The sequence below is a fragment of the Burkholderia lata genome (genome assembly GCF_902499335.1).
In the GTDB taxonomy this organism is placed as follows: domain Bacteria; phylum Pseudomonadota; class Gammaproteobacteria; order Burkholderiales; family Burkholderiaceae; genus Burkholderia; species Burkholderia lata_B.
The window spans coordinates 38,079-62,177 of record NZ_CABVQK010000005.1; the positions used below are offsets into that span (position 1 = coordinate 38,079).

20 protein-coding genes are annotated in these 24,099 nt (G+C 66.9%); 8 read left to right on the forward strand and 12 right to left on the reverse strand.

Annotated elements, in window-relative coordinates; translation table 11 throughout:
• Positions 1 to 28: 28 nt before the first annotated feature.
• The 3 genes from BCO18175_RS13530 to BCO18175_RS13540 are packed head-to-tail and all read left to right on the forward strand — an operon-like array spanning position 29 to position 2,942.
• On the forward strand, positions 29 to 886 hold the full coding sequence (locus BCO18175_RS13530) for an FAS1-like dehydratase domain-containing protein (RefSeq protein ID WP_174981507.1): 858 nt from the start codon (positions 29 to 31) through the stop codon (positions 884 to 886).
• 10 nt (positions 887 to 896) lie between these two features.
• Positions 897 to 2,087: a CaiB/BaiF CoA transferase family protein gene (locus BCO18175_RS13535; protein WP_174981510.1), complete on the forward strand. Its 1,191-nt coding sequence runs from the start codon at positions 897 to 899 to the stop codon at positions 2,085 to 2,087.
• Positions 2,088 to 2,090: 3 nt separating this feature from the next.
• The gene (locus BCO18175_RS13540) at positions 2,091 to 2,942 is read left to right on the forward strand and encodes an HpcH/HpaI aldolase/citrate lyase family protein (RefSeq protein WP_174981513.1); all 852 of its coding nucleotides are present in this window, start codon (positions 2,091 to 2,093) and stop codon (positions 2,940 to 2,942) included.
• A gap of 190 nt (positions 2,943 to 3,132) precedes the next feature.
• Here the strand turns inward: BCO18175_RS13540 and BCO18175_RS13545 are convergent, their stop codons facing one another.
• The 3 genes from BCO18175_RS13545 to BCO18175_RS13555 all read right to left on the reverse strand — a co-directional run bounded on the left by BCO18175_RS13545 (position 3,133) and on the right by BCO18175_RS13555 (position 7,229).
• Complete coding sequence (locus BCO18175_RS13545) at positions 3,133 to 4,557, reverse strand: MmgE/PrpD family protein (RefSeq protein ID WP_174981516.1); 1,425 nt, start codon at positions 4,555 to 4,557, stop codon at positions 3,133 to 3,135.
• A gap of 80 nt (positions 4,558 to 4,637) precedes the next feature.
• Positions 4,638 to 5,708: a zinc-dependent alcohol dehydrogenase family protein gene (locus tag BCO18175_RS13550; protein ID WP_174981518.1), complete on the reverse strand. Its 1,071-nt coding sequence runs from the start codon at positions 5,706 to 5,708 to the stop codon at positions 4,638 to 4,640.
• Between the two features lie 51 nt (positions 5,709 to 5,759).
• Positions 5,760 to 7,229 carry an aldehyde dehydrogenase family protein gene (locus BCO18175_RS13555; protein ID WP_254608062.1) on the reverse strand — a complete coding sequence of 490 codons (1,470 nt, stop codon included), beginning with the start codon at positions 7,227 to 7,229 and terminating at the stop codon, positions 5,760 to 5,762.
• 457 nt (positions 7,230 to 7,686) lie between these two features.
• Here BCO18175_RS13555 and BCO18175_RS13560 point away from each other — a divergent pair, with 457 nt between their 5' ends.
• From BCO18175_RS13560 to BCO18175_RS13575, 4 genes are all read left to right on the forward strand, one after another.
• Positions 7,687 to 9,141, forward strand: a complete 1,455-nt coding sequence (locus BCO18175_RS13560; RefSeq protein ID WP_174981525.1) for an MmgE/PrpD family protein — start codon at positions 7,687 to 7,689, stop codon at positions 9,139 to 9,141.
• 358 nt (positions 9,142 to 9,499) lie between these two features.
• Positions 9,500 to 9,742, forward strand: coding sequence for a hypothetical protein (locus BCO18175_RS13565; protein WP_174981528.1), 243 nt, complete (start codon positions 9,500 to 9,502; stop codon positions 9,740 to 9,742).
• Between the two features lie 163 nt (positions 9,743 to 9,905).
• Entirely contained in the window at positions 9,906 to 11,015 is a 1,110-nt protein-coding gene (locus BCO18175_RS13570) for a porin (RefSeq protein ID WP_174981532.1), read from the forward strand.
• 133 nt (positions 11,016 to 11,148) lie between these two features.
• Positions 11,149 to 12,063, forward strand: a complete 915-nt coding sequence (locus tag BCO18175_RS13575; RefSeq protein ID WP_174981535.1) for an alpha/beta fold hydrolase — start codon at positions 11,149 to 11,151, stop codon at positions 12,061 to 12,063.
• 28 nt (positions 12,064 to 12,091) lie between these two features.
• Here BCO18175_RS13575 and BCO18175_RS13580 read toward each other — a convergent pair whose 3' ends face one another.
• Positions 12,092 to 12,769: a TetR/AcrR family transcriptional regulator gene (locus BCO18175_RS13580; protein WP_302480651.1), complete on the reverse strand. Its 678-nt coding sequence runs from the start codon at positions 12,767 to 12,769 to the stop codon at positions 12,092 to 12,094.
• A gap of 145 nt (positions 12,770 to 12,914) precedes the next feature.
• Positions 12,915 to 13,229, reverse strand: coding sequence for a hypothetical protein (locus BCO18175_RS13585; protein WP_174981538.1), 315 nt, complete (start codon positions 13,227 to 13,229; stop codon positions 12,915 to 12,917).
• 30 nt (positions 13,230 to 13,259) lie between these two features.
• Between BCO18175_RS13585 and BCO18175_RS13590 the strand changes: the two genes are divergently transcribed.
• Entirely contained in the window at positions 13,260 to 14,135 is an 876-nt protein-coding gene (locus BCO18175_RS13590) for an alpha/beta fold hydrolase (RefSeq protein ID WP_174981540.1), read from the forward strand.
• 40 nt (positions 14,136 to 14,175) lie between these two features.
• On the opposite strand, the gene BCO18175_RS13595 is transcribed toward BCO18175_RS13590, so the two are convergent.
• The 7 genes from BCO18175_RS13595 to BCO18175_RS13625 form a co-directional block, all read right to left on the reverse strand.
• The gene (locus BCO18175_RS13595; RefSeq protein ID WP_174967034.1) at positions 14,176 to 14,589 is read right to left on the reverse strand and encodes a YybH family protein; all 414 of its coding nucleotides are present in this window, start codon (positions 14,587 to 14,589) and stop codon (positions 14,176 to 14,178) included.
• 112 nt (positions 14,590 to 14,701) lie between these two features.
• On the reverse strand, positions 14,702 to 15,490 hold the full coding sequence (locus tag BCO18175_RS13600) for an IclR family transcriptional regulator (protein WP_174981544.1): 789 nt from the start codon (positions 15,488 to 15,490) through the stop codon (positions 14,702 to 14,704).
• A 7-nt stretch (positions 15,491 to 15,497) separates the two neighbouring features.
• Positions 15,498 to 16,334 carry an IclR family transcriptional regulator gene (locus BCO18175_RS13605; protein ID WP_041492639.1) on the reverse strand — a complete coding sequence of 279 codons (837 nt, stop codon included), beginning with the start codon at positions 16,332 to 16,334 and terminating at the stop codon, positions 15,498 to 15,500.
• A gap of 765 nt (positions 16,335 to 17,099) precedes the next feature.
• The gene (locus BCO18175_RS13610; RefSeq protein WP_217483915.1) at positions 17,100 to 18,158 is read right to left on the reverse strand and encodes an LLM class flavin-dependent oxidoreductase; all 1,059 of its coding nucleotides are present in this window, start codon (positions 18,156 to 18,158) and stop codon (positions 17,100 to 17,102) included.
• A 606-nt stretch (positions 18,159 to 18,764) separates the two neighbouring features.
• Positions 18,765 to 22,283: a pyruvate carboxylase gene (locus BCO18175_RS13615; RefSeq protein WP_174981547.1), complete on the reverse strand. Its 3,519-nt coding sequence runs from the start codon at positions 22,281 to 22,283 to the stop codon at positions 18,765 to 18,767.
• A gap of 314 nt (positions 22,284 to 22,597) precedes the next feature.
• A complete protein-coding gene (locus BCO18175_RS13620) occupies positions 22,598 to 22,801 on the reverse strand; it encodes a hypothetical protein (protein WP_174981550.1) in 204 nt (67 codons plus the stop codon).
• Positions 22,802 to 22,821: 20 nt separating this feature from the next.
• Positions 22,822 to 23,973, reverse strand: coding sequence for an acyl-CoA dehydrogenase family protein (locus tag BCO18175_RS13625; RefSeq protein WP_011350016.1), 1,152 nt, complete (start codon positions 23,971 to 23,973; stop codon positions 22,822 to 22,824).
• Positions 23,974 to 24,099 lie beyond the last annotated feature (126 nt).

A 24,099-nucleotide genomic window follows, 5' to 3' on the forward strand; every position in this document is an offset into this window, starting at 1 on the left:
ATGCTTCAATCATCGAGCACGAAACACCATGAGTGTCGAGCCTTCCGAATCCTTCGACGCGTGGGTCGGCCGGAGCGTTGACAGCGCGGACCGGATTACCCGGCCCCCCGTCCGTCTGCTGCAGGCGACACTGGACTACGCGAACCCATCCGAACTACCCGCGACGCTGCCGCCGCTGTGGCACTGGCTGTACTTCCTGCCGGGCGAGCGTCAGTCGAACATCGGCGTCGACGGTCATCCGCAGCGCGGCGGCTTCCTGCCGCCGGTCACGCTGCCGCGCCGCATGTGGGCGGGCGGACGGCTGCAGTTCCTGCGTCCGCTGGCCGTCGATGCGCCCGTGCAGCGCCGTTCCACGATCCTGAGCGTGCAGAGCAAATCCGGCCGCAGCGGCCAGCTGGTGTTCGTCACCGTGCTGCACGAAACGAGCGACGCCGAGGGCGTGGCGATCCGCGAGGAACAGGACATCGTGTATCGCGACGCGCCGCCTCCCGCCGCGGCCGTCGCGCCGGCACCGCAGCCGGCACCGGCGCCGACCGACGAGCAGTATTCGCGCGTCGTCACGCCCGATCCGGTGCTGCTGATGCGCTTTTCCGCCCTCACCTTCAACGGCCACCGGATCCACTACGACCGGCCCTACGCGATGCAGGAAGAAGGCTATCCGGGCCTCGTGGTGCACGGCCCGCTGATCGCGCTGCTGCTGCTGGAGGAACTGCGCCGCACGCACCCCGGCAAGACCGTACGCAGCTTCGAGTTCAAGGCCGTCAGCCCGCTGTTCGACACCGCGCCGTTCACGGTGAACGGAAAGCTCGAAGGACATGCCGCCCGCCTGTGGGCGCGCGGCCCGCAAGGGCAGCTGGCCATGCAGGCCAGCGCCGAACTGGAATAACGATCCGATCATGCAAGCTCGAAAAGGCCCCCTGAGCGGGATGACCGTCGTCACGCTCGAACACGCGATCGCCGCGCCGTTCTGCACGCGCCAGCTCGCCGACCTCGGCGCCCGCGTCATCAAGGTGGAACGCCCCGGCGTGGGCGATTTCGCGCGGGCGTACGATCACCGCACCCACGGTCTCGCATCGCATTTCGTGTGGACCAACCGGTCGAAGGAAAGCCTCACGCTGGACCTGAAGCAACCGGCCGCGCAGGACGTGCTGGGCGAACTCGTGGCCCAGGCCGACGTGCTGGTGCAGAACCTCGCGCCCGGCGCGGCCGCGCGCATGGGCCTGTCGTTCGACGCGCTACACGCGAAGTACCCGCGGCTGATCGTCTGCGACATCTCGGGCTATGGCGGCGACGGCCCCTATCGCGACAAGAAAGCCTACGATCTGCTGATCCAGAGCGAGGCGGCGTTCCTGTCGATCACGGGCACGGCCGACGAGCCGTGCAAGGCCGGCAACTCGATCGCCGACATCGCTGCGGGCATGTATGCGTACACGGGCATCCTCAGCGCACTCCTGCAGCGCGGCGTCACGGGTATCGGCTCGCACGTGGAAATTTCGATGCTCGAAGCGCTGGCCGAGTGGATGGGCTTCCCGATGTACTACGCGTACGACGGCCAGCAGCAGCCGGGCCGCAACGGCGCCGCGCACGCGACCATCTACCCGTACGGCCCGTTCACGGCCGGCGACGGACGCGTCGTAATGCTGGGCCTGCAGAACGAGCGCGAATGGAAAGCGTTCTGCGATGTCGTGCTGCGCGACCCGGCGCTCGCGACCGACCCGCGCTTCGACGCCAACGTGCGTCGCTCGGAACACCGCGCGGAACTGAAGGCCGTGATCGAGCAGGTGTTTTCCGCGCTCACCGCGCAGGACGTGATCGCGCGCCTCGACGAAGCGCAGATCGCGAACGCCGCCGTCAACCAGGTCGGCGATCTGTGGACGCATCCGCAACTGCACGCGCGCGAGCGCTTTCGCACCATCGACTCGCCGGCGGGCGAACTGCAGGCGCTGCTGCCGCCCGCCACGATCGACAGCTTCGACGTGCGCATGGATGCGGTGCCCGCGCTGGGCGAGCACAGCGCGGCCATCCTGCACGAACTCGGGCGCACCGACGCCGATATCGAACAACTGCGCGCCGCCGGCGTGATCTGAACCATGTCCAAGCCCGTCTCCCCCGTCCGTCACGCGCGCAGTCTCCTGTTCGTGCCGGCCACCCGCCCCGAGCGCTTTGTGAAGGCGCTCGACTCGGGCGCCGACTGCATCATCGTCGACCTCGAGGATGCCGTCGGCCCCGACAGCAAGGACGACGCACGCGCGCAACTCGCGCAGCACCTGCCGCTGCTGACGCCTGAGCAGCGATCGCGCACCGTCGTGCGCGTGAACGCGGTCGGCACGCCATGGCACGACGCGGACATCGCGCTGCTGCGCGACTGGGCCACGCAAGGCGTGGTCGTGATGCTGCCGAAGTCCGAAGACGCGGGCGCGCTGCGCCGCGTCGCGGAGCAGCTCGGCGAGCACGCGCAACTCGTGGCGCTGATCGAATCGCTGGCCGGGCTCGATGCGGCCGACGCGCTGGCGCGCGACCCGCAGGTCGTGCGCGTCGCGTTCGGGCATCTGGATTTCCAGCTCGATCTCGGCATGCGCGCGACGCCCGACGAGCCGGAGCTGGCCTTTGCGCGCAATGCGCTCGTCGCCGCATCGCGCCGCGCGCAGTTGCCCGCGCCGATCGACGGCGTGACCACGCGCACCGACGACGCCGAGCGCCTCGCGGCCGATGCCCGGCGCGCTCGCGCATTCGGTTTCAGCGGCAAGCTGTGCATCCACCCGGCCCAGGTCGCCGGCGTGAACGAAGCGATGGGCTATTCGCAAGACGAGCAGGCGTGGGCGCGCCGCGTGATCGACGAAGCCGCAAAGCACGGCGGCGCGGCATTCAGGCTGGACGGCCGCATGGTCGATCTCCCGGTGATCCGCGCAGCCGAGGCGATCGTCGCCGGCACGCGGAAATAATCAGGCGCGACGCGGCACGATCCGCGACTTCGACGGCCTGCCTCACACCAGGCAGGCCGGCCGTTCCGACAGGTAGCCGGATATGGGAAAAAGACATGGGCGGCGTCCGGCATCCGGACGCCGCCCATCTTTTTGAGCCGCCTTGAATCGGGAGACGCTTGCGCGCCTCCCGGCCAGGTTTCCGATCAGATCAGCGCTCGACGGCCCACATGCGGGTCAGCTCCGCGGCCTTCATCGCCGGGTTCAACTCGCGCAGCGCGGCCAGCAGTTGCCGGGCCCGTTCGGCGCTCAGCACGTCCCGGGTCAGGTCCATGAACTTCTCGTCCTGCTCGCGCTCGGGCATCGGATTCGTGTCGGTGCCGATCGGGTCGCCGACGAACACGTGCTCGGTGCGGCCGTCCTTGAACGTCACCGTCACGTCGGCCACGAACTTGCCGGGATACTGCTTTTCGAGCGCGGGCTCCTCGGTGATGCGGATGCTGCGCGCGATCTCGATGACCGGCGCCATGTCCACCTTGCCGGCAAGGTAGTCGCGATGGACCGGATAGCCGTTGCCGTGGCCCAGCAGCGTGAACGCCGCCTGGATCGGCAGGCTGAACTGCACGTGCTCGATGTTCTTCGGCTCGTAAGCGTTGGCGTTGGCCGTGCCGACGACGACGTTGAAATGCGGCGTGATCTTCAGGTGGATGTCGGCGATCTCGTCGCGGCGTGCCGCGAACGGCCGCAGCGCGTCGATGTACGCATGCGTGCAGTAGCACGCGCAGTACGCCTTCAGCCACACCGTGCCGATCTCGAACGGCCGGTCGATCACGAAGCGCCGTTCGGCCGCGTCGCCGGCCTGCCGCTGCAGCAACGTGCGGAAGAAGCCCTTGTTGCCGCTCAGGAACGCGCGCGGGCCCGTGATGCCGGCGCGGGCCATGTCGGCCGCCGCCATCCCGTTGCGCGTGCCGATGCCCGCATGGATCCGCTTGATGGAGCCGCCGGTGGACGTGTACTCCGTCGTGCCCGACACGTGGCTCAGCGCAATCGCCAGCGCGTGCAGCGTCGTTTCGGCATCGAAGCCGCGCAGCTTGGCCGCCACGGCCGCCGCGCCGAAATTGGACAGCGTGGCATGCGGATGGAAGCCGCGCTGCAGCAGCTCGGGGGCGGCCAGCATGCCAATGCGCGCGTACACCTCATAACCGGCTACCATCGCGACGATGATGTCCTCGAGCGACGAACCCAGCTCCTCGCCGATCGCGAGCGCGGCCGGAATCACGCAACTGCCGGGGTGACTGTAGCTGGGGCCGTGCGCGTCGTCGTACTCGAAGCCGTGGCCGTACGAACCGTTGACGAACGCCGCGTCCGCCGCGCTCATCGTCAGCGCCGACGCGCTCACGCGGCTGTTGCCCGGACGCTGCTGGGCCTTCGCATAGTCGAGCAGCTGTACCGACCACGGCAGCTTCGAGATGCCGACCTGCAATGCGATCTGGTCGCGCATCAGCCGGTTGATGCCGGCGTGCGCATGCGCGTCGAGATGCTCGTATTTCAGTTCCTGGATAAAGCGCACCACCGCTTGTTCGAGCGGCGGGCAGTTGTCCGGCACGACGGGCCGGGGCTCTTGGGAGATGGTCATGAATTGCTCCTGGATAGTCGAATTCGAAATGGGGTGTCCCGACACATGCCCGGGTATCAGGTTCCGGCCGGCGCGAGCGGTCAGAACAGGAACGCGCCCTTGCCGCCCGACTGCGCGTCGAACGTCCGATACGCTTCGTCGGCCTGGTCGAGCTTCCAGTAGTCGGTGAACAGCTTGTCGACGTCCACGCCGTGATCCGCGACGAAATGGATGCATTCCTTCATGCTGACTTCCGAGAACGTGTACGACCCGATGATGGTGCGCTGCTTGCCGATCACGTCCTTCATCCCGTCGACGTTGAGGTTGCCGCCCACGGCCACCAGCGCGATGCGGCCCCACGGGCGCGTGCTGCGCACCGCCTGCTGCCGCGGCACTTCGCCGCCCGCGCAGTCCATCGCGCAGGTCACGCCCAGGCCGCCGCTGAGCTTCTGGATCGCCTCGATCGGATCCTGCTTGCTGCCGTCGATCACGTGGGTTGCGCCGAATTCCGTGGCGCGCGCGACGCGATCGGCTGCGATGTCCACGCCGATGACTTCCACGCCCATTGCCGCGGCCAGCTGCACCGCGGACAAGCCGACCGGGCCCAGCCCGAACACCGCGAGCGTGTCGCGCGCGCTGATGTCGAGGCGCAGCAGCGCACCCCAGGCCGTCCCGGTGCCGCACGAAATGGCCGCGCCGGCGGCGAACGATACTTCGTCGGGCAAATGGACCAGCGACGTCGCGGGCACCTTCATGTAGTGCGCGTGGCCGCCGTGCTTGATCACGCCGTGAATGTCCGCGCCGTGGCTGCACATCTGCGTCCAGCCGGTACGGCAGTGGTCGCAATGCAGGCAGCCTTCGTAGTGGAACACCGCGACGCGATCGCCGACCTTGAACGCGCGTGGATCGACGCCCGCGCCGACCGCGACGATCTGGCCGCAAGGCTCGTGGCCGCCGATGACGGGCGTGTCCTCCGACATGCCGCGCGACGCGAGATCCTTGAAGCCCAGCGAGCGGATCACGTCGGCCGGCTTGTTGCGATAGAAATGCAGGTCGCTGCCGCACATGCCGGAGGCTTTCATCTCGATCACAGCCTCGCCGGGGCCGGGCACCGGGTCGTCGAAATCCAGAATCTCCAGCTTCCGTTCGCCTCTGAACACCACGCCTTTCATGTCCTTGTCTCCTGGTTGTCGTGCAACGGGGTCGAGCGCCTGCGCGCCGGCTCAGCCCAGGTTGATGTAGGTCGCCTTCGGGTACAGGAAGCTCTCGACGTGCTCCTTCCCGCCCTTCCATCCGTAGCCGCTCATCTTCGTGCCGCCGAAGCCCACGGCCGGATCGATCACGCCGTAGCAATTGACCCAGACCGTGCCCGAGCGAATGCCTTGCGAGACCTTGTGCGCGGTTGACAGGCTGCTGGTCCACACGCCGCCGGCCAGGCCGTACGGCGTGTCGTTCGCGAGCTGCAGCGCCTCCTCCATCGTGTCGAACGGGATCACCGACGCCACCGGCCCGAAGATTTCCTCCCGCGCGATGGTCATGTCGTTGCGCACGTTGGCGAACACCGTCGGCTCGACGAAATAGCCGCGCGCGAGCTCGCCGCCCGGGCGCTGGCCGCCGTGCACGAGCGTGGCTTCCTTGCCGCCGATGTCGACGTAGTGCATCACGCGCTCGAGCTGGCGCTGCGAAATCAGCGGGCCGATCTGCGTATCGGGTGCAAGGCCGTCGCCGATCCGGATCGTCTTCGCGAACGCGGCGATGCGTTGCACGAATTCGTCGTGGATCGCGCGCTGCACGAAGATCCGCGTGCCGGCCACGCACACCTGGCCGGTATTGGTGAACACGCCCATCGCCGCACCGGGCACGGCCTTGTCGAGATCGGCATCGGCGAACACGATGTCGGGCGACTTGCCGCCGAGTTCGAGCTGCAGGCGCTTCAGGTTGCCGGCCGACGCGCGCACGATCGCCTGCGCGGTGCCCACCGAACCGGTGAAGGCCACCCGGTCGACGTCCGGATGCTCGGCCAGCGCCTGGCCGACGTCCTTGCCGTAGCCGGTCACGACGTTGATCACGCCGTCGGGCACGCCGGCTTCCATCATCAGTTCGGACACGCGCAGCGACGACAGCGACGCATCCTCGGCCGGCTTGAGCACCGCCGTGCAGCCGGTGGCCAGCGCCGGGCCGTAGATCCACCACAACCCCATCAGCGGGCCGTTCCACGGGATGATCCCGCCGACCACGCCCACCGGCATCAGGTGCTTGAGCGCGGTGAAGCCGGGCGCGATCGACATCGGCGCGGCCTGCACGGTGCCGGCGCCGGTTTGCGACGCGTAGAACTGCAGCAGTTGCGACAGCCATTCCTTGTAGCCGCGCGTGCGCACCAGCGGCGCGCCCATGTCGAGCGTCTCGATCAGCGCGAGCTCGTCGAAGTGGTCGAGAATGACGCCGTGCACGCGCAGCAGCAGCTTGCGCCGCTCATGCGGCGTGAAGCGGCTCCACGATCCCTCGAACGCGCGGCGCGCGGCCGCGACCGCCCGCTCCACGTCCTGCGTGCCGCCCTTCGCGATGTGGCACAGCACCTCGCCGGTGGCCGGATTGATTGCCTCGATTTGCTCGCCGCCCACCGGCTCGACCCATTGGCCACCGATCAGCAGTTTCTTGTTGCCGTCGATGAAGCCCGGAATGTTTACGCTCACTGGCGTCTCCTTCGATTTCGTTCTGTTCTGGTTGGTGAAAATCACATGCGCAGCATGATCGACTTGGTCTGCGTGTACGCGTCGATCGATTCCTGACCGAACTCGCTCTCGGATTGCATGCGTGGCCCGGAATCGTGTTGAAGCGGCGGCGCTCATGCATCGAGCCCGCCGGAGGAAGAAATCCGTGTTGAAACGCAACGCCCGGAGCAATGCGAGAGCGCGTCGCCGTATTGCCTTACCTAACAAACAGTAGTTATTCTATTTTCCCGCGGCGCATTTCCCATCAGGGAATCCCCGTAGCCCGCACGTTGCACTGCATGAAATTTTCGAAGGATGGAACGCTTTGAATACGGACATTGCGAACGGCGACGCACACGCGACTAAATGATCCGAGCAAACGCACGACGCGCTGCGATCGCATCGCGCCTCACCGCTTCTCCCACAGGACCACCGCACCATGCCTGACACCATCATCCAGCAGCTCGCGGACTTCACCGCCGGCACCCGTTACGATCAGCTCCCCGCCCCCGTCGTCGACGCGTGCAAGCGCATCCTGCTCGACTCGATCGGCTGCGCGGTCGCCGCCGTCGACGAACCGAAGGGGCGCATCGGCATCGACTATGCGCGGCTGACGGGCGGCCACGGCGACGCGACCATCATCGGCACCGGCGAGCGCGTGTCGATGTCCGGCGCGGCATTCGCGAACGGCGAACTCATCAACGCGCTCGACATGGATGCCGTCGTGCCGCCCGGCCACGTGACGCCGTACGTGCTGCCCGGCGCGCTCGCCGTCGCGGAGACGTCGCACGCGAGCGGCCAGGCGCTGATCGAGGCGATCGCGCTGTCGCACGAAATGTCGTACCGGATCGGCAAGGCGATGGATTACCTGCGCGACACGCGCGACGGCAAGGTGGCGCCGCCGCCCGTGTACGGCTACAGCAGCACCGTGTTCGGCGCGACCGCCGCGATCGTCAGGCTGAAGGCGCTGGCGCCCGCCGTGCTGCCGAACGCGCTCGGCATCGCCGGCAGCATTGCGCCGGTGAACTCGCAGGTCGCGTGGTTTCAGCACGCACCGAGCTCGACGATCAAGTACCTGCTTGCGGGCGCGCTCACGCAGGCGGCGATGACGGCCGCGCACATGGCCGAACTCGGCCATCGCGGCGACACGCAGATCCTCGACGATCGCGAGTACGGCTTCCCGCGCTTCATCGGCACGCAACGCTGGGAGCCGCAGCACATCACCGACGCGCTGGGCACCGACTGGCGCTTTCCGTCCGAACAGGCGTTCAAGCCCTATCCGCATTGCCGCATTCTTCACGCACTGCTCGACGGCCTCACTGAAATCGTCGAAACGAACGACATCGCGCCGCATGAAATCACCGGCATCAAGGCGTGGGTCGAAGGTTTCGTCGAGCAGCCCGTGTGGCTCAACCGGAACATCGAACACGTTCACGACGCGCAGTTCAGCATCGCACACGGCCTCGCGCTCGGCGCGCATCGCCCGCCGCCCGGCAAGGCCTGGCAGGATCCCGCGCTCGTCTTCGGGCCGTCCGTGATGGCGCTGATGGACAAGGTCACGCACGAGGTGCATCCGAACTACGTCGAACTGCTGTCCGGCCACGCCGCCAGCCGGCCGGCGAAAATCGAAGTGTCCGCGCGCGGCCGGACGTTCGTCGACGAGCGGCGTTACCCGAAGGGCAGCCCGTCGCCCGACCCGGCGAGCCTGATGACCGACGACGAGCTGATCGCGAAGTTCCGCCGCAATGTCGAGGACGTGCTGCCCGCCGGCCGGATCGACGATGTGGTCGATGCGGTCTTCACGCTCGAGCGTGCGGACGACGTCGCATCGATCATGCGCATGCTCGGCCCCGATTCCGCCCGGGACGGCGCGCGGGCACGATCGGCCAGCTGAGCGTGCGCCTTTGCCGTTTCGGCATTTCGTAACACCAGGCCCATGCTGCCGATGAGCCGCGTGGGCCAACCGCACGAGGTCGCCTTCCTCAGCGCGATCCTGGCGTCACCGGCCGCCCTTTCCGGGGTGGCCATTCCACTTGCGCGTTCGATATGCGCAGCGCGCCTGTCGCGTTGCGCTCTTCGATTCCGCCTCGCCTCGCGAGGATGGATCGGCATCTTTCGCACGTCGCTCCCGCAAGACGCCGTCCGGCACCTTCCTCATCGACACCGCGAACAGGGCACTGTCGTGCCCGAACTCGTCCGTACGATCCGTGCAAGAAATATTCGGCAACACATTTTCAACCCGGATTCATGCCATGAATCCGATCAAGGCGCATTCGTCAGAATGTGTCGTTCCGTTCGACGAAACGCGACAACACGTCGTCACGCTCGGCTGCTCTCGAACGACATCGATCAAACCCCGCCTCCATCATCGATGCCGGATAAAAATTACTACGCATGGCGAATTATTTTCCGGATTTTTCCGTGCCAATCATGAATTGAAGTACGGAACACGTCGACTCACGCGTTCGATCGGGCGCGAATCCGATGCGGGTTAGACCCAATGGAGATTCAATGTTCCGACATTCACTCTACCAAACGTTAGATTAAATCCCACGCGATCCCGGCCACCGCCGCCGGAGGTTCGTACACGGTTCGAGGCAGCACCGATTGCACCAGAAGCGACTCCCTTCCAGTCACCCATTAGATTCGGATACCGAAATGAATGTTCGCCCCTTGCCCGGCCGCCTCAAGAAAAAGACGATCCTCGTGCTTGGCATCTCGATCCTGCCGGCCTGGACCTGGGCGCAAAGCAGCGTCACGCTCTACGGCACGCTGGATACGGGCTTCCTGTACACCAGCAAGACGCGCAATGCGGCGACCGGCGGCAACGGCGGCAAGCAGTTCGGGCTGATCAACGGCGGGCTGGAACCATCCAATTTCGGCCTGCTCGGGCAGGAAGACCTCGGCGGCGGGATGAAGCTGACCTTCAAGCTGGAAAACGGCTTCAGCGTGGCCAACGGCGGCTACGACAACAGCAACGGCAACTTCTTCGGGCGGCAGGCGTGGATCGCGCTCAGCGGCCGCTACGGCGAACTGAAGGCCGGCGTGCAGTATTCGCCGTTCGTGCTGGCGATCTACGAATCCGATCCGCGCAACGCCGGGCAGTTCGGCACCGCGTTCTCGGTCTATGCCGACCAGACGTTCGTGGGCACGTTCAATCCCAACGCGATCACCTATACGAGCCCGCAGATCGCGGGGTTTTCCGCCCGCGCGATGGTTGCGCCCGGCGGCGTCGCGGGTGACTTTCGCGCGGGGCAGCAATATTCGGTCGCCCTGCGCTACGCGTATCGCGGGCTCTTCATCAACGCGGCGATGTACGACTCGAGTTCGGGCAGGAGCACGCCGACGCTCACGACGTTCCAGCAGCCGTTCCTCGGGCGCATGATCGGCGCGGGCTACAACTTCGGCCCGATCACGGTGAAGGGGTCGTTCACCAGCTACAAGGTGCCCACGACGATCGTCGGCGGCGCCGTGAACGGCGGCACCAACAACGTGTGGAATCTCGGCTTCGACTACTACCCGGTTCCGCAGGTCGATATCAACTCGGGCGTGTGGTACATCCGCGACCCGCACGACTCGAACAATCGCTCGATCATGGGCGCACTGACGACCCGGTATTTCCTGTCGAAAGCGACGTCGCTGTACTGGGAGATCGGCGCGGCGAACAACCGCGGCACCGAGAAAACCGGGCTGTCGATCGACAACGCGATGTTCGGCGCGCGGGGCACGACCATCGGCAGCATCGTCGGGATCAACAAGAAGTTCTGATCGAGCGCAATTCGACCGGAGTACGGAACGTTTCGTCGATCCCGATTGACCCGGCCGCATGCGGCCGCGACCTTATGCGCATACGGGTGAATTTCAGCGCGGCGCGGCATCGCAACGCGGGAAGCAACGGATCATGAACACTTCGACGACGACGGGAACACGCGCGGCTTGCCTGACCGGCACGCCGCGTACGTGGCAGACCAGGGACGGCATTCAACTGGCGGGCAGTGCATGGGGCGACCCCGATGGCACGCCCGTCATCCTGCTGCACGGCAGCGGGCAGACGCGCCACGCGTGGGCCGGCATGGCCCGCTCGCTCGGTGCGGCAGGCTTTCATGCGATCGCGTTCGATGCACGGGGCCACGGGGATTCGGGCTGGTCGCTGACCGCCAACTACAGCCAGGGCGCGATGATCCGGGATCTCGAACGGGTGGTCGCCACGCTCGACGGCCGGCGGCCGATCCTCGTCGGCGCGGGGCTGGGCGGCGGCACGGCCCTGCTCGCCGTCGGCGAAGGGTATCTCGACGCGCAGGCGCTTGTGCTGGTGAACATCACGCCGCACATCGAACCCGACGGCGCGTCACGCCTGCATTCGTTCATGCGGCAGCCCGCGGAAGGCTTCGAGTCGCCCGACGAAGCGGCCGACGCGATCCGCCGCTACCGTTCGCTTCCGGCGCATGCGCTGTCGCAGGAAAGCGTGACCCGCAGCCTGCGCTACGACGACGGCAAATACCGGTGGCATTGGGACCCGCTCTTTCTCGCGTGGCCGCGCGACCTGACGCGCCGCCATGCACGCTTTTCGGCGAGCGCCCGCCGCCTGAAGCTGCCGACTTTGCTCGTGCGCGGCGAAGCGTCGGAGATCGTCAGCGAGCAAGGCGCGCGCGAATTCCTGAAGCTGTGCCCGCACGCGGAATATGCGGATGTGCAGGATGCCGGCCACACGGTCGCGGGAGAACACTACGACCTGTTCGCCCATGTCGTGCTGCGCTTTCTCGCGCACCAGGCCGCGCACGACCCGGCCATGCTGCTGATGAACGCGGCCGCCTGACACGTCGGCCGCTACCGCTGGCGCGAAGTCAGGATGCGGCGAGTTCCGTCTTGCGGCTGCCGCGCCGCGTTTTCGCGGCGGGCGCCTTCGAGGCAGGCGTTTTCGTGGCCGGCTGTACGCCTTCGAAGAACATCCTGACGAGCTGATCCGCGACATGGTCGAGCGACCCTTTCTTCGGATCGAACCAGGTCTGGACCGAGTTGATGCAGCCGAGCACGAAGACGCGGCACAGCGCATCATCGACGTCTTCGCGCAGCCACCCTTCGGCGCGCAGGTCGTCGAACACCGCGGTCCACAGCTGCTGATGCCGCTCGCGCCGCTTGACCTGGCGCTCCCGCACCTTGTCGGGCAGCTGCGTCAGGAGCCGGCTGTGCGCGAGCGCGTAGTCGCCGAACTTGATCAGCGCGCTCATCTGCCCGATCAGCGCCGCCTTGAAGCGCGCGTCGGCCGTCGCATCGGGCGGCAGCGCAGCGAAGTGCTCGTTGATGTGCTGCACGATGCTCTCCGCACCATGCTCCATCACGACGTCCACCAGTTCTTCCTTCGACGAGAAGTGATAGTAGATGCTGGCCGCCTCGATCCCCGCCTGGTCCGCGATGAAACGCATCGTCGTCGCTGCATAGCCCTGCGTCGCAAAGGAACGCGCGGCGAGCCGCAACAAGGTTTCCCGCGTATCCGCGCTGGGATTTACATTTTTCTTACGCACGTTCGTGTATCAGCCGTCTGTTATCAAGCATCTAGATGAATGAGGAAACCGCGTGCCGCGTCGGCGGAACCGGGGCCGGCGGCGGCGCGCGCCGTTTTCCCGCGATACTGCCTGATCCTCTTGCCCACCGCCATCCGGTACAAAACTAATGTTCGAGAGGGTAGCCGAATTTCACCAGGCGGACCAGCGCATCGGGTTGCCGTCGGCCGGCTCGCCGGGCGCGCGTCGTCATCGCCACGATTGCCTGAATCTCCTGAGCGAAGCGGAAACGCTCGACGTCTCGCGCGACGTCACCCTCGACATGCGCGCCGGGCCACATGCCGCGCGCAGCGTCACAGTACGGAACGGCGCACGTGCGCACGTTGACACTCGCGACCGCACCGGCGAAGTTTGAAGCATCGCCGGGCTGCCCGATCCGCCCGCCCTTCCTCTTCAGCCGCCCGTCGTCACGTCCATGCATCCATCGACCACCCCGTTCACCCCGGCCCCCATGAAATCCGGCAGCCGGCTTCCCGGCACCCCCGATCCGATGCACCTGTGGCAAGGCGCGGACGGCGTGCGGCTCGCCGGCGATACATGGGGGCACCCGGACGCGCCACCGGTCATCCTGCTGCACGGCGGCGGCCAGACGCGCCACGCATGGGGCGGCACGGGCGAACGTCTGGCCGACGCCGGCTACTTCGCGCTCGCGTACGACGCGCGAGGACACGGCGACTCGGACTGGAGCGCGAGCGGCGACTACGACCAGGATGCGTTCGTCCGCGACCTGCGCCAGATCGTCGCCACGCTCGGCGGACGTCGCCCCGCGCTGATCGGCGCATCGCTGGGCGGCGGCACGAGCCTCGTCGCGATCGGCGAGCGCCAGGTCGATGCGCGCGCGCTGATCCTCGTCGACATCGTGCCGTACACCGAGCCGACCGGCGTCGCACGCATCCGCACCTTCATGGCGCAGAACGCCGACGGGTTCGGCTCGCTCGACGAAGTCGCCGATGCGATCGGCCGCTACCGCTCGAACCGCTCGCGCCCGGGCAATCCGGCCGGCCTGTCGAAGAACGTCCGGCTCGGCGACGACGGCCGCTATCACTGGCACTGGGACCCGCGGTTCCTGGCCCGCACGATCGACCTGCCGGCGCGTCACGCCCGCTTCTCGGCCTGCGCACGCAACCTGACGCTGCCTGCGCTGCTGGTGCGCGGCGGCAGCTCGGACGTGGTCAGCGAAGCAGGCGTGCGCGAATTTCTCGACCTCTGCCCGCACGCGGAATACGTGAACGTCGCCGCCGCGGGCCACATGGTCGCCGGCGATCGCAACGACGTGTTCGGCGAGGCCGCCGAGGCGTTCCTGATGCGTCACGTTAGCGCCGCTTGAGTCCCGGCCGATGCGGCACGCGCCGCATCGGCGATGCACGTCAGATCGGCGGCGTCTCCGGCGACGCCGAGAAATGATGCTGGCGGATCTTCCATTCGCCCGCCTGCGACGCGATCACGAGCGTCGTGCGCAACCGCGAGCGCGACGTGTTGCCGTCGCCGAGCACGAACGCGAATTCGCCGTAGCCTTGCGCGAGAAAGCAGTCGTCGCCGAACCGGATGAAGTGTTGCTCCACCAGCTCCAGCGTCGCGGACCGGATCACGCCGGCGTACGACGCGAAGTACGCATGTATCGCGTCAGGCCCGGTCGAGTGGCCGGGCCGCCCGCCGAAGAACAGGGCGTCGGCCGTGTAGACCCCGGCCAGCGCGTCCGGATTCCAGTCTTGCGCAGCCGCGTTCCACGCGGCCTGCACGATCGCCAGCGCGGGGCCGGGAACGTCGTTCACTCCAACCATCGTCCACTTCTCCTCGTTTCGGAAACGCCGAATACGTCAAAGTAACTACCATTAGTTAGATGATTGCGCACCGTTGCGTATGCCGCCGGTGCACGACCTCATGACATGCGCATCAAGGCTCGCAGTCGATATCGCTCAGGATCACGGACAGCGTTTCCGCCGCCGTCTTCAGTTCGGGCACGACGCGCTGGCGGATCGCCGCCATGTCCGGCTCCAGTTCCACCGCGCCGCAATTCAGCGCCATCAGCGTGCGGGTACGGCCGACCACGATCGGCACCGCGACGCCATACGCATTGCGCTGATATTCGCCCACCGACATGCAGACGCCCGTCTGCCGCAGATCCTCGAACGCCGCCTCGAGGTTCTCGCGAACCGTGCCCGCGTCGTCGCCGGCCGCTTCGAGCAGCGCGGCGATCAGCGGCTCGCGCATCGCATCCGGCAGCGCGTACAGATATGCGCGCCCGACCGCGGTCGATGCCATCGGCAACAGCGAACCGACGCCCAGCCGCAGCGTGGCGATCCGGGCGCTCGCGCGCCATGCGATGTACACCATGTCGAGTCGATGCGGGACGGCCAGCGCCACCGACAGGTTCAGCTTGTCGGCGAGCTTCTGCATCACCGGCGTGACGAGACGCGTGACGGGATTCGCTTCGAGATACGCATGGCCGATGCTCAATGCACCGGCGCTGAGTTCGAACTGGCGCCCGCCGCCCACCCGACGCAGATAGCCGATCGAGATCAGCGTCGTCGTCAGGCGCGACACCGTGGCTTTCGGAAGACCGGTGCGCCGCACCAGCTCCGCGTTGGACAACGGCGCGCGGGCCGCACGAAATGCGTGGAGCACTTCGAGCCCGCGTTCGACGGTCAGTGTGACGCCCTGTTGTTTGTCGGTCGTGTTCATGTTCGCGTCAGTCGATCACGACTGCCTGCTCCTGCAAGTGCTGCGCGGCCGCGACGAGCCTCGGCCCGAGTTCCCGTTCGACCCGCGCGCGCCCCAGCCGCGCGCTGCGGCCGATGCAGGCCAGCACGAGCGGCGTGTGATCCTGGACGACCAGCGGCACGGCGAGAATCGTCAGGTCCGGCTCCCATTCGCCGAGCGACATGCAGTAGCCGACGTTGTGCACCTGGGAAATGCCTTCGCTGATGCGGCGGCGCAGATTGGGCCAGTCGCGCCCGGTCTTGCGTTCGATGTTGCCGAGCAGATAGAAGCGCTCGAGCTCCGGCAGCGCCGCCAGCAGCGCCCAGCCCATCGGCGACGACGCGATGCGCAGCCGCGTGCCCGCGTGCAGCTTGAGATCGACCGATGCGGGCTTGCCCGCGCACGTTTCCAGCACGATCACGTCGAGACGGTCGCGCGTGCCGAGCATCACATAGGTTTCGTTCGCGTTCGCGAACGCCTGCATTTCGAGGCGGGCGAGCAGTTGAACGTTGGAATGCGCGATCGCTGCATAGCCGAGCGACAGCACGGGTGCCGCCAGCCGGTACTTGCGGCGCTGTGGCGAATAGTGAAGGTAGCCGAGCGCGACGAGCGAGCGCACCATCCGCGACACCGTCGGGGCCGGAATGCCCGTTTCGCTCACGAGCTCCTGGTTGCCGAGCCACGGCGCGTGCGGCGAAAACGCGGCCAGTATCGCGAGGCTGCGCGCGAGCGGCACGACCATCGCGCGGGACGCGTGCCCGCCGTCCTGGCTCTCGCCGTCTCCGATCGACGCGTCGTGCCAATTCGCGTCTTCCTGCGCTGACATGCGCGGCGCTGCCCGGGTTGCCTGCGGCGACATCGATTGCTCCATTTGTCTCGATTCGGCTCTGAAAGCGGCCATGAACTGCGTGTACCGGTTGCCCGCAACGTGCGGCCATCCGATGTCTTGCATTACACGAGCCAACGGGAATCGAGTCAAATTGCAGCGACGATATGTTCCGTACTTTGGAATATCGACGGAAACGGTGATGGCGGGCTTTGGGTAAAGGATCGGGCGTGGGCGATCTGTTCGAGACGGAACGCATGCGCCGAATGCAATCGAAGTACGGAACATGACACCGATTCCGTCGGTGCCGGCAATCGATCGACGCCCTTTCGCGTCATTCGATTGGTTGAGCCCGCTCGCGCGATGGCAACGTGTGCAACGAAGTATCCGCGGATGCCCGATCGGATCGGCTACGTACCCCGGACGGGACGAATCAGGTCGGCCCTCCGATGACGACAGCGGAGCGCATGACGTGTTGCGCGTGTTCGAAATAGTCGCGCCGACCGGCTTCGCCCGGACGGCGTCGATGACGAATCCGCGCGCCTTGTCGAGCATGGAGATGGGTGTCCGGCAACCGCGTCGACACCCGCCTGCATTCGATTCGGCCCGTTCGCGCGCTAGTCCAAGAGCGATGCGTACCAGACGCCCGGTCAGCCGATGGCCACCGCGACCGACTCGCGCGACAGGACGTGGTGCGGCGCGAATGATGAAATCGATGCGGTCCGGCGCGGTGTTCGCCCCGCCGGTGCGCCTACGCGCGGTCGCTCAGGCCGCCGCCGGTTCGCGCCGATCGGCGGGGCGCCAGCCGAGTGCCGGTGCGATACGCGTCACGACATCATCGAGAATCTGCAGATAGTTCTCGAACGGCAGGTCGTAAGGCAACTCGACGCGCAGTTCCCGCACCTGCCCGACCACCGGATCGGCGAGCAGCCGCTCCAGGATTTCGTCCGAGGTGCCGACGAGATCCGGCGCGTACAGCGTGCGTCGCTCGCCCTGTGGCGCAAGCGTGCGGGCATGACGCGCGTCGGCGAACGCGCGATAGCGTTCGCGCTCTTTCGCGCTCGCGCTGTCCGTCGGGACGATCACACGCCCCAGCGAGATACGCGGTGCGTGGGCTTCATGCCAATGGTCGCGATACAGCTCCAGTTGCCGCAGCTGGGCGTCGAGATAACTGTCGGTGCCCTCGCCCGTGGTCACGTTGGCGATCAGCAGGTTGAATCCGTTCCGGCCGGCCCATTCGGCCGACCGCCTGGACCCTCCGCCGTACCAGAGCCGTCCCGTCAACCCGGGTGCGAAGGGGCTCACGCGCGGCCGGACCTTGCCCGCGGCCGATTCCACGAACGTGTCTTCGTCACCGAGCCAGTCGCCGGCGAGATTGCGGCGCAGCCGGGCCAGGCGTGCATGCGAGAAGTCGACAAGCTCCGGATCGGTGTCGAACAGGCGTTCGCCCAGCAGCGCCCCGTGAATCGGCGCGCCCGCACTGAGTCCGACATTGAGCCGCCCGCGCGAGAGCACGTCGACGGTGGCGAGATCCTCGGCCAGCCGGAACGGATTCTCGTAGCCCATCTGGATGACCGCCGTGCCCAATTCGATCCGGGTCGTGCGCTGGCTCGCCGCCGCGAGAAACGTGGTGGCCGACGAGACGGCGCGCTCGAGATGACGTTGCCGTATCCAGGCACCGTCGTAGCCGAGCGCCTCGCCCGCGCGGAACAGGTCGAGCGCCCGCTCGAATCCCTCCGCCGCGTCTTCGCCGGGGTAATTTCCCGCTGTCAGGAAGGCAATCTGATCAATGCGTACGTTGCTCACTTTCGTATCCTTCGTCATCGGTCGAAAATCGAAAGGAAATGAGACATCGAACTCGACCTCGCGAAAGGCCGGGCTCACCGGATTAAAGCTGTCATGAAGAAGTATCGAGCGGGCAGGCAATTTCACATGCGTCTTCGATTATGGAGAACGCACGACTGCCCCGTTGCAGTCATTTCTTCTATGGATATGACGCACGCATCAAAACGGATAGCGCGCACAAATAATGGAATTCGCGATGGATGCAGGGGTGGCCGCGCAGATGCGGACAACCGGATAAGCGGAGCGCCCGGTTCCCTGGCCGGCGATCGTGCCGACACAGCCATCGAGACGGTAATGAAGAGAACGCGATGGGCGCACGCTCAACGACGTTCAACGCGAAGGTGCGCTTGCAGCGGTTAAAGACGAGCGGGCGCTGGCCAGCCGCCGTGACTGGAGCAGGTAACAGCTCCACACGGGAGCCGTTACCACCTGGCTTGAGAGAAAGGAGCCGATCGAGGTGCCCGGCCCATGTCGCTACGTACCGGCACCGCTCCCCGGCCATTCGGGCATGCGTCACCGATCCGCGCAGCAGCGCACGGCACCCTTGCACGACATCAGCCAAATTCATCGTGCAGTCGGCACACCTCAGTCCCCTCCCTTCAACTCGATCAGCAGGTCCTTCGCCGCAACCCGCTCACCGGGCTTCACGTGCACGGCCGCGATTTCGCAGTCGCGCTCCGCCGCGATGTGCGTTTCCATCTTCATCGCCTCGAGCGCGATCAGCGTCGTGCCGGCCGTCACGCGCTGCCCCGGCTGCACGGCCACCGTCACCACCGAGCCCGGCATCGGCGCGGCAATATGCAGCGGATTGCCCGGATCGGCGCGCTGCAGCCCGTGGCGCTCCTTGCCCGCGTGCACGACCGTCTTCTGCTCGACGAGCGCGGAACGTGACTGGCCGTTCAGCTCGAACAGCACCTTCACGATGCCGTCCTGCGCATCCGCGTGCTGGCCCTGCAGCGATACCAGCAGCGTCTTGCCCGGCGAGATGTCGATCGCCACCTCCTCCTGCGGCTGCAGCCCGTACAGGAACGCGGGCGTCGGCACCACCGACGTGTCGCTGTAGGCGCGAACGTGCGCGTAGTAGTCGACGGTCTGCTTCGGATACATCAGGTACGACGCCAGTTGCCGATCGTCGAGCGGCTGCTCGCAAGCGGCCTCGGCCTGCGCGCGCGCCGCGTCGAGATCGACCGGCGGAATCTGGTCGCCCGGGCGATACGGCGCCGGCGGCTCGCCTTTGATCACCTTGCGCGACAGCGCCGCCGGGAAGCCGTCCGGCGGGAAGCCCAGCTCGCCCTTGAACAGCGACACGACCGACTCGGGGAACGCGATGTCCTTGTCCGGGTTGCGCACGTCGTCCACGCCGAGATCGTTCGCGACCATCATCAGCGCCAGGTCGCCGACCACCTTCGACGTCGGCGTGACCTTCACGATGTCGCCGAACAGCCGGTTCACGTCCGCGTAGGCACGCGACACCTCGGTCCAGCGATGATCGATGCCGAGCGAGCGCGCCTGCTCGCGCAGGTTCGTGTACTGGCCGCCGGGCATCTCGTGGCGATAGACGTCGGCCGTGCCCGCGCGGATCTCCGATTCGAACGGCGCGTAGTAGCGGCGCACGCCTTCCCAGTACATCGACGCTTCGTGCAGACGGTCGGCATTCAGGCCAGGATCGCGCTCGCTACCGGCCAGCGCCGCCGCGATGCTCGACAGGTTCGGCTGCGACGTGAGACCGCTCATCGCGTCGAGCGCGCCATCCACCGCGTCGCAGCCGGCTTCGACTGCCGCGAGCACCGACGCCGCGGCGATGCCGCTCGTATCGTGCGTGTGGAAATGCACGGGCAGCCCGGTTTCCTCCTTCAGCGCCTTCACGAGCGTCGCGACGGCCTGCGGGCGGCAGATGCCGGCCATGTCCTTGATGCCGAGCACATGCACGCCGGCTTTCTGCAGTTCGCGCGCGATGCCGACGTAGTACTTGAGGTCGTACTTCGAGCGCGACGTGTCGAACAGGTCGCCGGTGTAGCAGATCGCGCCTTCGCACAGCATCCCGCTCTCGCCCACCGCGTCGATCGCCACGCGCATGTTGCGCACCCAGTTCAGCGAATCGAACACGCGGAACACGTCGACGCCCGCGCTCGCGGCCTGCTGCACGAAGAAGCGCACGACGTTGTCCGCGTAGTTCGTATAGCCGACCGCGTTCGAGCCGCGCAGCAGCATCTGGAACAGGATGTTCGGCACGCGTTCGCGCAGCAGCGCGAGCCGCTCCCACGGGTCCTCCTTCAGGAACCGCAGCGCGACGTCGAAGGTCGCACCGCCCCAGCATTCGAGCGAGAACAGCTGCGGCAGCTCGCGTGCATAGAACGGCGCGATCGGCAGCATGTCGGCCGTACGCATGCGCGTCGCGAACAGCGACTGGTGCGCATCGCGCATCGTCGTGTCGGTCAGCAGCACCTGCTTCTGGTCGAGCATCCAGCGCGCGAATTTCTCCGGGCCCAGCTCGCTCAGGCGATCGCGCGTGCCGGCCGGGATCGCCGCCGCCGTATCGATCTTCGGCAGCACCGGCTTCTGCAGCGGCAGCGCCGGCAGCGTGCGGCCGCTCATCTCGGCGTTGCCGTTCACGTTCAGCTCGCCGAGATAGCGCAGCAGCTTCGTCGCGCGGTCGCCGCGCTTCGCGAATTCGAGCAGTTCAGGGGTCCTGTCGATGAAGCGCGTCGTCACCTCACCCGCGATGAACGCCGGATGGTTGATCACGTTCTCGAGGAACTGCAGGTTCGACGTGACGCCGCGAATCCGGAACTCGCGCAGCGCGCGGTCCATCCGGTGAATCGATTCGGCCGCGGTCGGCGCCCACGTCGTCACCTTCACGAGCAGCGAATCGTAGTACGGCGTGATCACCGCGCCGCCGTAGGCCGTGCCCGCATCGAGCCGCACGCCGAAGCCCGCCGCGCTGCGATACGCGGTGAGCCGCCCGTAATCGGGCAGGAAGTCGTTCTCCGGATCCTCGGTCGTGATCCGGCATTGCAGTGCATTGCCGTTCAGCGGAATCGCGTGCTGCTCCGGCACGCCGGCCGCGCGCGCGACGATCGTGCCGTCGCCATCGGTTGCATCCTCCGCCAGCCCGATCCGCCCGCCTTCCGTGATGCGGATCTGCGCCTTCACGATGTCGATGCCGGTAATCATCTCGGTCACCGTGTGCTCGACCTGGATGCGCGGGTTCACCTCGATGAAGTAGAACTGGCCGGTGTCCGCATCCATCAGGAACTCGACGGTGCCCGCATGCGTATAGCCAACGGCGCGCATCAGGCGCAGCGCGGACTCGCACAGCGCTTGCCGGCCGTCGCGATCGAGGTACGGCGCCGGCGCGCGCTCGACCACCTTCTGGTTGCGCCGCTGCACCGTGCAGTCACGCTCGTACAGGTGCACGACCGTGCCGTGCGTATCGCCGAGCACCTGCACCTCGACGTGGCGCGCATTGCGCACGAGCTTCTCGACATACACCTCGTCGTTGCCGAACGCGGCCAGCGCCTCGCGCCGCGCGACGGGCAGCAGCGTCTCGAGGTCGCGCTCGTTCTCGAGCACGCGCATCCCGCGCCCGCCGCCGCCCCAGCTCGCCTTCAGCATCAGCGGATAGCCGACTTCTTCAGCCAGCGCCTTGCACACGGCGAGATCGTCCGGCAGCGGCGCGGTCGCGGGCATCACCGGCACGCCGGCGGCGATCGCCGCGTTGCGCGCGGCCACCTTGTTGCCGAGCGTGCGCATCACGTCCGGCGACGGGCCGATCCAGCGGATGCCGGCATCGATCACGGCCTGCGCGAACTCCGGGTTCTCGGACAGGAAGCCGTAGCCGGGGTGGATCGCGTCGACGTTGGCCTGCCGCGCGACGCGCAGGATGTCGTCGATGTCGAGATACGCGGCGAGCGGCTTCTTGCCCTCGCCGATCAGGTAGCTCTCGTCCGCCTTGAAGCGATGCAGCGCCAGGCGGTCTTCCTTCGAATAGATCGCCACCGTGCGGATGTTCAGCTCGGCGGCGGCACGCATCACGCGAATCGAGATTTCCGAACGGTTCGCGATCAGGATGGACTGGATGGGGGTTGGAGTCACGGCAGCCATGAATCGTTGAAGGTTGAATGAAACCTGTCGACGCGATCCATCCGCCGCCAGATCGAGTTGCCGGTCGATGCGCGGAGCGCGCCGGCGTTCGTTCGCTTTGCATCGGGCCCGCTTGCGGCCACCTGCATTGTTGTCACACTTTCGGGCCGCCGCAATCGGCGTCGCGACGGCGAATGGTATTCAGACGACCGGCCGCGAGCCGGCGCGCGGGCGCGCCGGCGCGTGGGCCCGCCGGCCGGCGCCCGGCCGATGGGCGGCGAAACGGGCGGGAAAGCGTGCGACGAATAAAGGGCCTGAAACGGGCCCGATGGGGATCAGTCGCGATGATCGAAGAGCGGCGCGTGATCCATCCAGTCGTAGTGGGCGCTGCTGGTCGCCCACGCCCAGTTCACCTCGACGCGCCGCGGGCCGTTCGCACCCGATGCCTCGGGCGCGTGCCGGCTGTTCGCCGCATGGTCGTCCGGCGCGCGCGATGCACCGCACCGCCGCGCGTCGTTGCCGGTTCCGAAGCCGCTCACCGCATCAGTGCCCCGGCGCATCATTGTGCGTCGCGGATCATGTTGCGGGCGATCACCAGCTGCTGGATCTGGGTCGTGCCTTCGTAGATGCGGAACAGCCGCACGTCGCGATAGAACCGCTCGATGCCGTATTCGGCCATGTAGCCCGCACCGCCGAAAATCTGCACCGCGCGATCGGCCACGCGCCCGCACATCTCGGACGCGAACAGCTTCGCGCACGACGCCTCGGTGCTCACCGGCAGCTTCGCGTCACGCCGGCGCGCGGCGTCCACCACCATGCAGCGCGCCGCATAGATTTCGGCCTTGCTGTCGGCGAGCATCGCCTGCACGAGCTGAAAATCGGCGATGGGCTTGCCGAACTGCTTGCGCTCCATCGCATACGACAACGCCATCGACAGCATGCGCTCGGCCACGGCCACGCAGACCGCGGCGATGTGGATACGCCCCTTGTCGAGCACCTTCATCGCCGTCTTGAAACCCTGCCCCTCTTTCCCGCCGATCAGGTTGGCCGCCGGCACGCGCACGTTGTCGAAGATCACATCGCAAGTATGCGCGCCCTTCTGCCCCATTTTCTTGTCGCGCTTGCCGAAGCTGATGCCCGGCGTCTTCGCGTCGACGATGAACGCCGAGATGCCGCCCGAGCCCTTGTCCTCCGGATTGGTGCGCGCCATCAGCGTGAAGATGCCCGCATGCGGCGCGTTCGTGATGAAGCGCTTGGTGCCGTTGACCACGTAGTCGTCGCCGTCCCGGATGGCCGTGGTGCGCAGCGACGCCGCGTCGGAGCCGGACTCCGGCTCGGTCAGCGCGAACGACGCGATCAGCTCGCCGGTCGCGAGACGCGGCAGGTAGCGCTCCTGCTGCTCGGGCGTGCCGTCGAACAGGATGCCCTGCGAACCGATACCCACGGTGGTGCCCAGCAGCGAGCGAAACACCGGCGACGCCTGGCACAGCTCGAACACCGCGAGCACCTCTTCCTCCATCGTCAGTTCCAGCCCGCCGAAGCGCTCCGGAATGGTGAGGCCGAACAGGCCCATCGCCTTCATGTCGGCGACGATGTCCTCGGGAATTTCGTCGGTTTCGGCCACCTGCTCCTCGTTGGGCACGAGACGCTCGCGCACGAAGCGGGCAATGGAGTCGAGCAGGCCGTTGAGCGTTTCTTGATCGCGAATCATGTCGGTACGCCTGAAAAAAGGTGAAGAAAACGTCGAAATGCTGCGCCGAGCGCCGGCACGAAACAATTGCGCCGCCGGAAACGTTCCGGGAAATGAAATCGCGTCGTCAAGGCGGGGATTGGGGCC